The sequence below is a fragment of the Acinetobacter sp. YH16044 genome, from assembly GCF_013417145.1.
Taxonomy (GTDB): domain Bacteria; phylum Pseudomonadota; class Gammaproteobacteria; order Pseudomonadales; family Moraxellaceae; genus Acinetobacter; species Acinetobacter amyesii.
This window is the reverse complement of sequence record NZ_VPEK01000010.1, coordinates 1-14,330: the sequence shown is the minus strand read 5'-3', so window position 1 is coordinate 14,330 and position 14,330 is coordinate 1. Positions and strand designations below refer to the sequence as shown.

Below are 14,330 nucleotides of genomic sequence, written 5' to 3'. Positions count from 1 at the left end.
TGATGTTTTGGTGGGTTTAACCCGCAATGATTTTGATAATGGCGTGGCTGACGGCATTCATTAAAATGTAGTCGCCATTCACTTTAATCCATTGTTGGTTTTTGCCTGGTTTAGACAATTTTTTGTATTTGGTATGGTCTACTTTGTAGCTATGACCACGGTATTCAGAAGGTACTTTTTGTCCAGAACGCCAATCATGTGAAGGATTTACGGCTTTTTTCTTGTTCTGGCTTTGGTTTTTTACTGGTGTGTTTTGTTTAGTGTGCTGTTGAGCTTTCGTATTTTGATTATGCGCAGGTGCATGTTGTTGGCTATTTTGCGGTGCAGCCATTGCTGGAGCAGCAACAAGTGCTGTCGAAATAGATAAAACGATAGCTTTCATTAATGTATTCATAAGTTCACCAGTTTACTGCTGGATGTGATTTGATAAGACTCATCATAATGAGTATTTACAGGGAAACTTTGAACAATGTATATGTGAAATGTTAAAATAATGGATAAACTATGCAAATTATCATTATGTGATAATTGATAACTATTATTGTGATAATTTAAAATGATCAATCTCAGTTAAAATCAAAATAATCTTAACTGAGAGATTGAGATATTGGCGAATTATTTGGCTAATTCAGCATTAATGGCATCGACAATACGTGCATCATCTGCCTTGATGTCAGGTGCAAATCGAGCCACAACTTCACCTTGTTTATTCACGAGGAATTTTTCAAAGTTCCAGAGCACTTCAGGCTTTGGATTTGGTGTTAAACCGTATTCAACTAAATCATCCCACCATGGGCCTTCACCAATGCGTTCAGGAATGGCTTGGGTTAAGGTTTGATAAAGTGGGTGTTTATCCGCGCCTGCAACAGAAATTTTTGCAAAAAGTGGGAAATCGACCTTGTAGTTGATCGAGCAAAATTCTTGAATTTCCGCTTCAGAACCAGGTTCTTGTTCTAAAAAGTTATTGGCAGGAAAACCTAAGACTTCAAAACCTTGTGATTTCTTTTCTGTATAGAGTTTTTCTAGGCCTTCATATTGCGGTGTTAGCCCACATTTAGAGGCCACATTGACCAATAATAAAACCTTGCCTTGGTATTGATTGAGTGTGGTGTCATCACCTTGGATGGTTTTTACCGGGATATCGTAAACTGAAGCTGACATATTCGTTCCTAATTGAAGTTGTGCCTTTCATCCTTGTTTTAAAGGGAAATCTGGTGAACAGCAAGCTTTTATCGATAGGCTTTTCGCATAATTTTTGTAGTAGTTTGCAGAATTCGAGCTGATGCTTGCTTGAGTGCTTGGCATTTAACTAGTGGCACGGTGTTGGTTTGGGGTTTTTCCTGTATAGCGTTTAAAAAACTCAATAAAGCTTGAGCTGTGTTGATAGCCCAATTCATAGCTGAGAGCTTTAATAGACTGACCAGCACGGAGTTGTTGAATGGCATAAATAATTTTTGCACGGTTTCGCCATTCAGAAAGGCTCATTTGCAGTTCGTTCTGACTCAGCCGCAGTAACTGACGCCCACTCAAACCAACATTGGATAAGCATCGTTGTAGGCTCAAACTAAAATGATCTACATCTGCAAGCTGCGCCAAGATCGGCTTTAACACCGCATCATGGCTTTGCGGTAAATAATGTTGATGTTTGGGTGCAGTTTTTAACTGGTCGAATAAGACCTGTAGTAGGTGTCGATAGGGTGGTGTGGTATGTTGCTCTGTAGGAAAGGCCAAAATTTCTTGCACCAACAAACGAAAGAAAGGCTGGATGCTAAATACTTCCGTCTGCTTGGGGAAATTTATGCAGAGATCAGGTGCCAGTCGGATTGCCACATAATGAATAGGTTGCTCATCAATCGCGACTGAGCAATGTTCTGTATGTGGGGGAATCCACACCCCATAACTGGCAGGTGAGAGATGGTGTTGCCCTTGTATCTCATATTCGAAAATACCATCGAGACAAAAATTAAAATCACCCCAAAGACAACTGTGCGGATAGACCGTATCTAATGTGGTGTAGTGCGCTTCAAAAAGCTCGATTTGTTGTTCAATCGGTGCTGATGTCATATATGCCTAGGTGTCGATGTCTGAACTACAATATAAATGTCTGAAATCATGTATTTCAATTAAAACAGACATCACTCAAAATACCTAGACCAATCTTTGCACAATCTATTGAGGAGTCAGACATGTTGCTTCAAGCGCGTTGGGCGAAATTTGCAATTTGTTTGCCTCTGATCGCAGTATTTATATGGTCGTTAAATATTACCGTCACCCGCTATGTAACTGATTATATTTCACCAGTCAGTATCAGTTTTTATCGATGGTTTATTGCATTTTTGATCCTAACCCCCTTTATGCTGAAAACCGTTTGGCAGCAAAGACAGCTGATCAAGCAGCATTGGCAGCAATTGGCTGTGCTGAGTGCTTTTGGCATGGTGTTATATCAAGGCTTGGGCTATACCGCTGCGCATTATACGACGGCGACCAATATGGGCATCATCAATGCCTTTATCCCTGTTTTTACGATTGCCGTTGCATTTTTCATACTGAAAGATGTGCCTAATCGCTATGCCATCTTGGGCTGTGCGATTTCATTTACGGGGCTATTGTTTGTCATTGCGCAAGGCGATTTCAGTCAATTACTGAATATGGGCGGACATTTCGGCGATATCCTCATGATCTTCGCAGTGTTTTTCTATGCCTTTTATGGGGTGTTTTTAAAAAAATGGCAATTGAAACTTCCGCTACTGTTGAGTTTATATGTACAAATTTTCTTTGCCGTTTTATATCACTTGCCATTCGTGTTGTATTTAGGCATTGATGCGATTAATCCTGCGAATGCGCCAAGTGTATTTTATGCGGCAATTTTTCCATCATTGATTGCACCGTTGGTATGGATGTTGGCTGTGCAACATCTCGGGCCGAATCGCACCAGTATTTTTATGAATTTGATGCCGGTATTTACCGCGATTATTGCCTATTTCTGGTTGGCTGAGCAGTGGATGTTTTATCATACCGTCGGCACAGTGATGGCGATTACCGGGGTGATCTTGGCGCAGCGTAAGTAAATCTAGTAAAAAGTTGAAAATTTATGAGAAGTATTGATTAAAAAATAAGCAAACAAACTTATTTTTTTATAGAGTAAATCTTTTGAAAATGAATTTTTGAGTGTAAAACTAAATTAAAAAAACAAATGCTCGTCTTAAAAATCAATCAAAAATAGATACATATTTTGACTAAGTGGTTATAAAATCACAAATAAAGTGCTTGTCAGTGGTTTTATTTATATAAAAAATCTATTTGTTAAATTTAAAAAAATATTACATAATACTTTTGTCGTAAATGATGAAGTAATTCTTAATTTTAAATAATTACTTGATATTTACCCAGAGATTGTAAGACCCTCTGGATGTGATTTTATACACATCCTTTTTTATGCTCAGCCATCCCTATATGGCTGAGCTTTTTTTTGTCTGTATTTTTCCGAAAGGCAGGTGTAGAGAGGCATCCGAGCTTATGCGCGGATGATTTCACCTGTTTCAGCATCAATAATTTTGCTTGGTTCTTGGCTTAGACCGAGATCACCATTTAAGTAATTGAGTTCATTGGTAAAATACTGATTGGCTTCTTGTAAGGAACGTGCAGGGGTTAATCCCGCAGGATTGGCACTGGTAGACACAATAAAGCCATTAAAAGCTTGGCATAAAGCCACACATAAAGAGTGGGTCGTCACACGGACTGCGACTTTTGGATGATTGCCTTTAATCCATGTTGGAATATGGTCGCCAGCCGGTAATAACCATGTGGTTGCACGTTCATTGGGTTTACGGTTGGTCCATGTCGCAATGACTTGCTGACGCATATCTTCTGTTAAGCCTTGGAGCAGGTGTTCAACTTGAGCGACATTGGCAGCCAACAAAATCACACCTTTTTCAATGGGACGTTGTTTTAAGCGCAAAATTTCGAGAAAGGCTTGCTCATTGTAGGGATCACAGCCCAATCCCCAAACAGCCTCTGTAGGATATGCGAGAACCTGACCTTTTTTAAGACAGGAAGCTGCTTCTGCAACAGAGGTGGTAATCATTTCTATAGACCTTATCTGATTCGACAAAGGACTATTGTGAACCTAATTTACCCATTCGACAACGTAGGTAGTGTCCGGCTTGTTGTGTGGCATGGCCCATTAACTCTAATTCCATCAGTTGACTGGTCAATGTCGCGGTATCAATTTTGAGTTGAATGGACAATTGATCAAGGCCTTGGCCGACCCAATCAAGCTGCCGATACAGCGCAATTAAATGTTCTGGGATAGGTTCGGGTGGCGGGGTGTCCGGTATTGCTGTTTCGGGTGTCGCTATTTCGGTGGTTGTTAAGGTTTTAGCAGCCTGCGATTGCCATTGTGTAGCCAATGCCAAGTCTTCAATGACCTGTTGTGGATGATCAATCAAAATTGCACCTTCGCGTATGAGTTGATGGCAACCTTGATGTGACTCACTATAAATATGGCCTGGAATGGCAAAAATAGATTTGCCTTGTTCGGCAGCGCGTTGAGCCGTGATCAGTGAACCACTTTTTAATGCCGCTTCCGCCACGATGACACCAAGACTGAGCCCACTGACGATACGATTTCGATGTGGAAAATGGTGTTGCAATGGGGGCGTGTGTGGAAGAAACTCACTGATTACGGTTCCCCCATGTTGGATGATTTCTTGTCTTAAACTCTGATGTGCGGTCGGATAAGTTTGATCTAAACCTGTACCCATCACGGCAATGGTTCTGTGGTGTTGTATGGCAGCGCGATGTGCCGCTTCATCAATTCCTTGTGCTAAACCGCTATTGATGTAGAACCCTTGCTCACTTAGATAATAAGCAAAATCATAAGCAATTTGTCGACCTTGGGGACTAGGTTTGCGGCTACCCACAATCGCAATTTGGGGTTGCATCAAGGCTTGGGCATTACCTTGCCCAAATAGAATGGGCGGCTTGTCGCTATAAGGTAACAGCTGTTGAGGATAGTTCAGGTCTTCAGGAATCAGTACAAAGTCACTGTATTGTTGAATATCCTTGAGACATTTTTCAAAGCTAAGCTGTCCACTTGGACTATGAAATTCTTCAAAGCGCTGTAAATGATTTTTATGCAGTCCTAATTTTTGCCATGTGGTGATTTGATCAGGCTTAAGGGCGTGGTGTAGGGCAGGATAGTGCTGCTGAATTTTATAGAAACTACGAAGTGAGTGTTGCACCACAAACCACAGGCGAATGTAATCTAAATGCAAGTCAGTCAATGAGTTGAGCATAATGAGACCTTTGAATCTGTCTTCTTTTTATGGTTTAAAATGATCAGTGATATCGTTGTTGGATAATAAAAAATGAGGCTGAAATACAGCCTCATTTTTATGGATTTGGTCTTAGTCATCCATCAGTGGTGGCTGAATCGTTGCACCTACTTTGATTGGTAATTCGCTTTCAAGTACATAAGCATAGCTTAGGTTATCAAATGTTTTGAATACCATGATGTTACCAATACGTTGTCCTGGAAGTTGAACACGTTCTTTGGTTTTTGGATCAGTCACGATTTCACCTTTTTGGTTCACGCTAAAGACTTGACCAGATTGAACGCCTTGCAAGCTACCACGGTCTATCGTCACCACACTGTGAACCGCTGCGGTACCAATAGAACCCATGACACGGACAACACTACCGCCAGCAGTGACATTTTCAGCATTGGTTGGATAGAACAGCGTTGGCAGCATTGGGTCATATTCAGGAAGAACACGATCACCACGACGAACTTCGGCATTATAAGTATCGGTCAGTTCTAAAGTGGTAATGTCATTTTCACCACGAACGGCAACACCTGAAGCGACTTGAGTCAGTTCTAAACCTGCGTTGTATTTTTTGCCGTTTGCATCGGTAAAGATGTACGGTTCGCCTTCACGATAAACAGCATAACGTTGACCGACTTGCATGCCTTGGCCGCGTGCATAAACTGTTTGGCCTTTGGCAGCTAATACACGTTGATCAGCTGTACCTAAAATGTAAGGTGTACCTTCAACAGAATCAGCGGCAACAATCATGCTGCGCTCAAGCCATTGCTTAATATATTCCAATGGAATAACCGGAATCGCACTATTTAGGGATTCAACACGAACTTGTGGTTGAAGTTTAGTGCCACCTGTATAGCGACGAATAATACCTTCACAGCCATCACCTTCATCCTTGCCGATGATTGGGCGGCCATTGTAGGTACACATGAGTAGGCGGTCACCTGGGAAAATCCAGTGTGGATTTTTCACGTGTTTATTGCTCGCCCAGATTTCAGGCCAGCGCACAGGATTTTTTAAGAAACGCTTGGAAATATCCCACAACGTATCGCCTTTTTTCACCACATAAACTTGAGGCGCACCTGCCTTCAATGACGGTGGATTGACGTTACGAGCAGGGGCAGCTTCTGCAACACTGACCATTCCCATCCCCACACTTACACAGACTGTAAGTGCCAATAATTGTTTTTTAAACCCCAAGGCACTAAAAGTTGGCATGCCCTTCAAAACCTTTTTCATTATCATAATTCCTAAAATTATGTATGTAACTGCGTTATAATAACGATATTACACACAATTTTTTGATGAAGCATTCCTTCATTTTGTTTTTTGATCAATGGCATAAGTGAGGACGTCGTATGGCCTTATTACCTATTTTAAGTTTCCCCGATCCCCGTCTTCGTACCATTGCAAAACCAGTCGAAGAAGTTACTGATGAAATTCGTCAGTTAGCAGCCGACATGTTTGAAACTATGTATGAAGCACCGGGAATTGGCCTGGCAGCAACACAGGTAGATCACCATATTCAGCTGATAGTCATGGATTTATCTGAAGAAAAAGATCAACCCATGGTGTTTATTAACCCCAAAATTACGCCATTGACGCAAGAGACGCAGCCCTATGAAGAAGGCTGTTTATCAGTGCCTCAAATATACGATAAAGTTGAGCGCCCGTCACGTGTAAAAATTCAGGCAATTAACCTTGAAGGTCAATCATTTGAAGTGGAAGCGGACGGACTTCTCGCAGTTTGTATCCAACATGAAATGGATCACTTAAATGGTAAGTTATTCGTCGACTATCTATCGCCTTTGAAACGTCAACGTGCACGTGACAAAGTGGAAAAGTTGGTTCGCCAACGTCAAAAAGATAAAGTCGCAGTTAAACGTTAATTGATCGCGGTTAAAAAATACCTGAGACAAGCCCAATTTCGATTGGGCTTTGTTATACTTGCGTCAGACAAATGTTAGGGTTTGCCTGTATTGTTTCGTAGTGGAGTGCTGCTGTCCTTTGCAGCCGTTTTTTTGCAGATTGCTGTTTTTTTACAGCCATTGTTGCCCAAGCAATATCAAGTTGCTCCGGTCTGCGAAACCATTACGCGTGCACTTTTACTTCCCAATGTTCATGCTGAACATACCGCACATTCACACCATTCATCTTCCGCTCACGCTGAGCAAGTTCAAGTCGATCATACTGCCCATGAACATGATGCCAGTCATCAATGTCAGTATTGTACAGTCTATGGCAATTTGGTTTTGCCCCCTGAACTTGATGTAAAAGAAGTGCTTGATCGAATTCAAGTTTGTTTAATTGCTTTTCAAAAAGCTTTCAAGCATGTCTGGTTTGTTCTTCAACAACTCTTTTTACTTCCGCAAGGTCGAGCCCCGCCACTCGCTGCATAAATCCGACGTTTTTTAAACTTGGGTCTTTGAGGACTCAGGTACGCCTTTATTTATGTATTTTGTGAGATAAACATGGCTCAGCCTAAATTTTTTCTACAGCCTCTTGCGGCTGCAATTTGTGTTACCTGCTATTCAACTACGGTGATGGCTGACGAGATGTCAGTAGAGATGACGGAAACCAATGCCGTTCAGACTTTGGCACCGATTGTGGTGACGTCACATCAGGGGAATGATGCCAATGGCCTGATTGTTCGTGCCAACCCCAAACAGCCGATTCAACCGATACCTGCCAGTGATGGGGCCGATTATTTAAAAAGCATTGTGGGGTTTAGTGCCATTAAAAATGGGGGAACCAATGCAGATCCAACCTTCCGTGGCATGTTTGGTTCACGCATTAAAATTTTGACCGATGGCACAGAAAATCTCGGGGCGTGTCCAAGTCGTATGGATGCACCAACGTCTTATATTTCCCCTGAAAGTTATGACCGAATTTCAGTGATTAAAGGCCCTCAAACGGTTCAATATGCCAATACAGGTTCTGCTGCAACAGTCTTGTTTGAACGAAAACCTGAACAATTCGATGCTGATAAAAACTACCGTGGTCAAGCCAGTGTGATGATCGGTTCTTATGGTCGTTTAGATCACAATGTCGAAGCGGCAGTCGGTGATGAGAAAAAATATGTCCGTTTGAATGCCAGTCGTTCTGTTGCGGATAGCTACCAAGACGGAGATGGTAATACTGTGCCGTCAGACTGGGAGCGGTGGAATACAGATTTGGCTCTTGGTTGGACGCCAAACGAAGATACATGGGTAGAACTTACTGGAGGTAAAGCCGATGGTGAGGCGGTATACGCAGGCCGTTCAATGGATGGTTCGCAATTTGCCCGTGAAAGCTTAGGCCTTCGTGTCGAGAAAAAAAATGTCACAGAGGTGATTAAAAAAATCGAAGCACAGGTCAACTATAGTTTTAATGATCATGTCATGGATAACTTCAGCTTACGTGAGTTTCAACCAAGTGGCATGATGAATATGCCAATGGCATCGAATGTTGCTCGCAGAACATTAAATGCACGTATGGCTGTGACACATGAATGGGATAAGATTGACTTTGTCACAGGCATTGACACACAGAACAATGAACATAGTATTCGCAAAGGGATGCGCAATAGCTATAAAGACAAAGCACGTGAAACAGATATGAAGTTTCAGTCCTATGGCGGTTTTGGAGAAGTCAGTTATCAATTGAGTGACAACAATAAGTTGGTTTCAGGTCTTCGTCTCGATCAAGTGCAAGTGAAAGATGAGCGTGCCGCTTCGAAAGCGAGTGGCTATAACACGGAGCTGAATGAAACATTGCCAAGTGCTTTTATTCGTTTTGAAAATAAACACCCTGAACATGACAATGGTAAAACCTATATCGGTCTAGGCTATGTGGAACGCATGCCTGATTATTGGGAGTTATTTAGTCCTAAACACGGTAATGCAGGCACAACAAACACCTTTAATGGCGTCGAGCCTGAAAAAACCTTGCAGTTAGATGTGGGCTATCAACATGAACATGGCGCATTCAGTTCATGGGCGTCTGCCTATGCGGGACTGATTCAAGACTTTATTTTGATGAGTTATCACGATCATCCAAATACAGGTGAGCATGATCATGGTTCAACCTTTAGTGCGGGTGCGAAAAATGTCGATGCCACCATTGCGGGAGCTGAAGCGGGGATTGGCTATCAATTTAGCGATCATATTCAAGCCGATGTTAGCGCAATGTATGCGTGGGGTAAAAACACCACAGATGGCAAGCCATTACCGCAAATCTCACCTTTAGAAGCACGTATCAACTTACGTTATATCCAAGATAATTATACTTTGGGAGCGTTTTGGCGTGTGGTTGATGGGCAAAATCGTATTAGTGCGCACCAAGGCAATATCGTGGGTTATGACCTGAAAGAAAGTGCAGGTTTTGGCACACTGTCTTTAAATGGTACTTATCATATTGATGAGGGTGTAGATGTATCTGTGGGTGTAGATAATCTCCTGAATAAAACCTATACCGAACATCTAAATAAACTGGGTGATGCAGGGACAGGTTTAGCGACCGATCAACAGTTTAATAATATTGGTCGCAATTATTGGGCACGTATTTCGATGAAGTTCTAAGTCCGGACATTTGTCATCCAAAAAGCAGAGCGATCGCTCTGCTTTTTTTATTGGTGCATACTTGCCAGTTGTTTGGCCTTACTTTGATACAGTGCTAAACCGAGTTTTTGAATCGCACGGCCTTTTTGCTGTAATTTTTGATTTAAACTCGGGACATGCTTAGCACCTGAATACAGGACGAGATTTCTAGCTAATAAATAATAGGCAAACCATGCGGCGGACTGGGGTTTGAGCCCTAATTTATGCATGCGTTTTTTGCCAATAAAAAATTGTGTCAGCTCCAGATGTTGTCGATAAGCCAGTTTTTGCTGAAGCGGTCGGAGGTATTTGTACTGTCTTTCAAAAGGTTCTTTAGAAAGACTGGCACCGAGAGCCATACTGCTTGCATCGGATTGGGGGTGTACAAATTGCATCCAATACAGCAGTTTCCAACCGTCAGATTCTTTTTCAATTAACCATTTTTCATCAATACCCATCAACCAGCCGACATAGCGCCAAAAATGCAAAAAGCTTTCAGTTTCTTGTTTTGATGGGAAAATCCCTAAAGCGCGAATGCCCAAAAGCACCACACTGCTAAAGGCAAGATTGGTCATCGCCAAGTCAAATTGATTCATCGGCGCCCCCCACGTTGCAAAATCCCAGTCTTTGCCTTTTTGGAGTTGATGCCGTACCAAAGCATGAATAAAACGCACATAAATCGTCGATGTAAATCCTGCATGCAAACGTTCGAGTCCGCGTTCTTCAGTGATATCTACCCACCATTTAGTGGTTTCAGCCAGACGTGTACCGGCTTGTTTATTTAAAGCACCCGTCAGCATGAGCGGCTGATTGAAACCGGGGAAGAGATAACCGACCATGAGTGAAAGGTCGCGCAAAATAAAGCCATTGTTAATCCCGAGGCGATGGGTGAACTCAAGGGCTTGCTGTATTTTTTCTGGCTCTAGCCAGGGCGGTATTTGTTCAACATGCTTAAAAAAATGTTCGAGTTCGGGAATAGAAAAGGGAAGTTGCTCTACACCTTTAAATAAAGCGATTTCAAAATATTCACGATGCTGTTTAGGGTTCTGCATCATCCACGTGAGCACTTTTTCCATCTGTGGATCACTACATTGCAGGGCTTTATTGAGGGCAAGATATTGAGGGTAATTCGGCTGTGCAGCTTGACCCGTCAAATGAGACAGCAGAAAACTCAGCAGATTAGATTGCTGCGTGGCCTGAAATGAAGACAGCCGGGTATTGAAGTGAGTGGTCATGTTTTGATCTTCAATGTTATTGTTTCATACCACACTAATATGAATATTTATTCGCATTCAATTCGCATAACACTATCGCATTGGAGAGCAATAGAATGAGAAAAAGACCACAACAACAACGCGCGAAAATGATCGTGGGAAACATTTTGCAAGCTGCGCAGTTGTGTATTGCAGAACAAGGTTTACTGGAGCTGACGACGCCCAAAATTGCGGAAAAATCTGGCGTGAGCGTTGGGTCAATTTATCAATATTTTGAAAATAAAGAACAAATCGTAGAAGAGTTACTGCTCAGAAAATCAGAACAATTGGGGTTAGCACTAAAAAATATAGTCGTGGAGCAAGAGCTGCACAGTATTTATGAGGTGATCCCACTTTGTATTCAGTTTGGCTTTGATATGTTGAAAGCTGATCGCGGCTTCTTCATTGAAATCTTGAAACATTGGCATCAATACAGTCATTCAGATGCCTCTCAGGTTTTGGAAAAGCATTTTTTTGAAGTTGGGATGTATTTATTTAATCGTTATTATTCACATTGGAACTTTGAAACGCTGAAACATCGCTCTTTTGTGATCATTAACAGTACTTTATTTACCATGATGCGCTATGTGAGCAATAATAGTTTTTTAATTACAGAACAGCAGCTTAAAGTAGAATTATCGAAGATGATTTTGGCGTATTTAGATAGTGAATGACACTTAAAAAATTAAATTTGTCGATTAAAGATGGTATTTAATTCTGATCCAAGATATGTGAAGATAGATTAAAAATAAATCAATAACTTAAGATAATAAATCAGGAACATCATGATGGTTTCTTTGAGTTTGCAGCAACTGTCCAAATCTTTTGCGGGAAAACGTATATTTTCAAATTTAAATTTAGAGTTAAGCGAATTCGGAATTGTCGCTGTTGTTGCTGAGAATGGAGTAGGGAAGTCCACCTTACTTGCGATGATTGCGGGGATATTGGATTTCGATACAGGCAATATTTTGATTAATGATCAGCCATATGCCCCTCACAACAATGAATACAAGAAACTTGTGGCCTATGTGCCAGATAAAAGCCCTATTTATGATTTTTTACAAGGGCAGGAGTTTCTGAATTTAATGTGTGATATTCGAGGGATAGCACATGAGCAGTATCAAATCTTCATTGAAAAATTTAATTTAGAAAACTATTTAGCCACGCCGTTTGCTGAAATGTCTTTTGGTACAACCAAAAAGTTTTTATTGGTCGCAGCCTTAATGACTTCGGCACCTTTACTGATTTTGGATGAACCGAGCAATGGCTTAGATCAAAATGCCTTGGCTGAATTAACAAGTATACTTTTACAGCAGAGTCAATCGAAATTGATTCTATTGTCTTGCCATGATCCAGTATTTAGAGACAGTCTTGCAGCAAAAATCATCGAGCTAGATCGGCTAAAGTCCAATGAGCAGGCGGCATGAATAAACAAAGACATGTTGGGCAGCGAACAATCATAAAAACGCTTTTGAAATATCGATGGACATTTTATGTCAAGACCACAGCAGACGCAGTTGCACGGCAAAAGCATTTACTTATTTTAATCACATTAATTCTCGGACCAATGCTATTCGGACTGCTCTTATCTTTAGTGCAGCCCATTATTGATATGGTTTATTGCAAATCAATAATCACGAATGTGTTTATTTGGACAGGCTTTCTTGCCTTAAATGTATTTTGGTGTGCGATACAGCGTAAAGCTTTGAGTGGTGGAGAAGGGTATCGCTATCTAGCGCTATTGCCCATCACACTCAAAAGTCGATTTGCAGTGGAAATCAAATTTTTAGGCAGTTTAAGCTTCTTGCTGATACTGCCATTTGTTTTAGCGCTTCTATATGTTTGGGTAGAGTATGAATTTTTGCCTTCCATTGGTATGAGTGTATTGATGCTTCTTTGGATCTTTAATTTATTAATCATACAAATGCTGTTTTTACAACAGAATCAATATTTCGGTTTAGTCTGTCTTTTGACATATTTGCCCATTTTGAGCCTAGCGATATTGGACGCTCAACTCGTTGCGGTACTGTTGTCTACTTTCATCTGTATAGCGGCAATAAAATTTTGGCTGCTCGGCAGAAAATTAAAACCAATAAAGCTGCAAGTACCTAGCTTATTTCTGATACAGAAATATAGCCCACTCTGGCTCAACCAAAATAAACTCATTATTCGTCAGGCATTTCATAAAAGATTTCTAACCCACCGTATTGTCAGTATCGGTATTTCGGTTACTGCGGTCGTGATTTTGTATTGGTTCGCCACACAGGTGGATAGTTGGAACATCATGAGCCTTGATTTCACTGCTTCACAATTATTCCAATTGATGTGTGCCATCTATATTGCACTGAGTTTATTCAATCTAGGCGTGATAAAAATGGACTTAAAATCAAATTTTGAATATGCAGAGCGATTCTGGATCATTCAAGGATTCACACTATGGCAGCTCAGAAAATACGAATACTGTGTTTTATTGATAATTGGCTTAATGATGAGTGTGCCAGTCTTGATGTGGCAACTGCTGAAAGGTGGATTCGTTGATGTGCTATTGATGGCGACATTATTTGGTATCGCCATTCCATTTATTCAATGGTTGTATAGAAAACCTGAAGAAGTGCACGGTGTTATGCCAATTTTAATGTTTATCATATGGGTGCCTGTGGCGTATTGCATGCTTTCTGTACGCTAAAAACACTTTTTTAAGTAAAACACACTGATTTAGTAGAATAAATAAACAAACGTAATGAAAAATTAAAAATAAATGGAAAAGGGTGTTGCAACGGATGTGAAATGCTGTAGAATGCACATCCATCGGCGGTGATGAAGATTAAAACTTCTGATAAAACAATGACTTGGTTGAATTGATTAAGTTAGGTTTTATTTGATAAGTTTAAAATAATTTGAATTACCGGTTGACTCTTTAGAAATAAAGAGTAATATAGCCGACCTAGCTTGCTGGTGACGAACCAACAAGAAGATCATTAAGAGATTATGAAGAACAACTTGTGTGGATTTTTACTGATTGATTGATCGAAATTATTTTCATTGATTGATGGTAGAAATTACTCGAAGTTTATTTGAGCAAATTTTTGTCAGTAATTGATGAGCCAAGATTGGTACACTATATGTACTATTGATTTTAAACTGAAGAGTTTGATCATGGCTCAGATTGAACGCTG

At 40.8% G+C, this 14,330-nt stretch carries 14 protein-coding genes; 7 read left to right on the top strand and 7 right to left on the bottom strand.

Annotated features, from left to right (window positions below; all coding sequences use genetic code 11):
• Positions 1-16: 16 nt before the first annotated feature.
• The 3 genes from FTV38_RS08040 to FTV38_RS08030 form a co-directional block, all read right to left on the bottom strand.
• Complete coding sequence (locus tag FTV38_RS08040; protein WP_078191466.1) at positions 17-394, bottom strand: RcnB family protein; 378 nt, start codon at positions 392-394, stop codon at positions 17-19.
• Positions 395-615: 221 nt separating this feature from the next.
• Positions 616-1,161 (bottom strand): glutathione peroxidase, encoded by a 546-nt coding sequence (locus FTV38_RS08035; protein WP_111885877.1) that lies wholly within the window; start codon positions 1,159-1,161, stop codon positions 616-618.
• A gap of 144 nt (positions 1,162-1,305) precedes the next feature.
• Entirely contained in the window at positions 1,306-2,064 is a 759-nt protein-coding gene (locus FTV38_RS08030; protein WP_180022165.1) for a helix-turn-helix transcriptional regulator, read from the bottom strand.
• Between the two features lie 122 nt (positions 2,065-2,186).
• Between FTV38_RS08030 and FTV38_RS08025 the strand changes: the two genes are divergently transcribed.
• A complete protein-coding gene (locus tag FTV38_RS08025) occupies positions 2,187-3,068 on the top strand; it encodes a DMT family transporter (RefSeq protein ID WP_180022164.1) in 882 nt (293 codons plus the stop codon).
• 446 nt (positions 3,069-3,514) lie between these two features.
• On the opposite strand, the gene FTV38_RS08020 is transcribed toward FTV38_RS08025, so the two are convergent.
• The 3 genes from FTV38_RS08020 to FTV38_RS08010 form a co-directional block, all read right to left on the bottom strand.
• Positions 3,515-4,084, bottom strand: a complete 570-nt coding sequence (locus tag FTV38_RS08020; protein ID WP_180022163.1) for an L-threonylcarbamoyladenylate synthase — start codon at positions 4,082-4,084, stop codon at positions 3,515-3,517.
• A gap of 31 nt (positions 4,085-4,115) precedes the next feature.
• Positions 4,116-5,297: a DNA-processing protein DprA gene (dprA, locus tag FTV38_RS08015; RefSeq protein WP_180022162.1), complete on the bottom strand. Its 1,182-nt coding sequence runs from the start codon at positions 5,295-5,297 to the stop codon at positions 4,116-4,118.
• 111 nt (positions 5,298-5,408) lie between these two features.
• Positions 5,409-6,563 (bottom strand): LysM peptidoglycan-binding domain-containing protein, encoded by a 1,155-nt coding sequence (locus FTV38_RS08010; protein WP_180022161.1) that lies wholly within the window; start codon positions 6,561-6,563, stop codon positions 5,409-5,411.
• A gap of 119 nt (positions 6,564-6,682) precedes the next feature.
• Between FTV38_RS08010 and def the strand changes: the two genes are divergently transcribed.
• The 3 genes from def to FTV38_RS07995 all read left to right on the top strand — a co-directional run bounded on the left by def (position 6,683) and on the right by FTV38_RS07995 (position 9,883).
• On the top strand, positions 6,683-7,213 hold the full coding sequence (def, locus tag FTV38_RS08005) for a peptide deformylase (protein ID WP_078191459.1): 531 nt from the start codon (positions 6,683-6,685) through the stop codon (positions 7,211-7,213).
• Between the two features lie 90 nt (positions 7,214-7,303).
• Positions 7,304-7,723 (top strand): DUF2946 family protein, encoded by a 420-nt coding sequence (locus tag FTV38_RS08000; protein ID WP_180022160.1) that lies wholly within the window; start codon positions 7,304-7,306, stop codon positions 7,721-7,723.
• Between the two features lie 72 nt (positions 7,724-7,795).
• A complete protein-coding gene (locus FTV38_RS07995; protein ID WP_180022159.1) occupies positions 7,796-9,883 on the top strand; it encodes a TonB-dependent copper receptor in 2,088 nt (695 codons plus the stop codon).
• Positions 9,884-9,930: 47 nt separating this feature from the next.
• Here the strand turns inward: FTV38_RS07995 and FTV38_RS07990 are convergent, their stop codons facing one another.
• Entirely contained in the window at positions 9,931-11,136 is a 1,206-nt protein-coding gene (locus FTV38_RS07990) for an oxygenase MpaB family protein (protein WP_180022158.1), read from the bottom strand.
• A 95-nt stretch (positions 11,137-11,231) separates the two neighbouring features.
• Here FTV38_RS07990 and FTV38_RS07985 point away from each other — a divergent pair, with 95 nt between their 5' ends.
• The 3 genes from FTV38_RS07985 to FTV38_RS07975 all read left to right on the top strand — a co-directional run bounded on the left by FTV38_RS07985 (position 11,232) and on the right by FTV38_RS07975 (position 13,840).
• Positions 11,232-11,828 carry a TetR/AcrR family transcriptional regulator gene (locus FTV38_RS07985; protein ID WP_180005328.1) on the top strand — a complete coding sequence of 199 codons (597 nt, stop codon included), beginning with the start codon at positions 11,232-11,234 and terminating at the stop codon, positions 11,826-11,828.
• A gap of 111 nt (positions 11,829-11,939) precedes the next feature.
• Entirely contained in the window at positions 11,940-12,581 is a 642-nt protein-coding gene (locus FTV38_RS07980) for an ABC transporter ATP-binding protein (RefSeq protein WP_180022157.1), read from the top strand.
• Entirely contained in the window at positions 12,578-13,840 is a 1,263-nt protein-coding gene (locus FTV38_RS07975) for a hypothetical protein (RefSeq protein WP_180022156.1), read from the top strand. The genes FTV38_RS07980 and FTV38_RS07975 overlap by 4 nt, the downstream gene beginning before the upstream one ends.
• Positions 13,841-14,330: the final 490 nt, after the last annotated feature.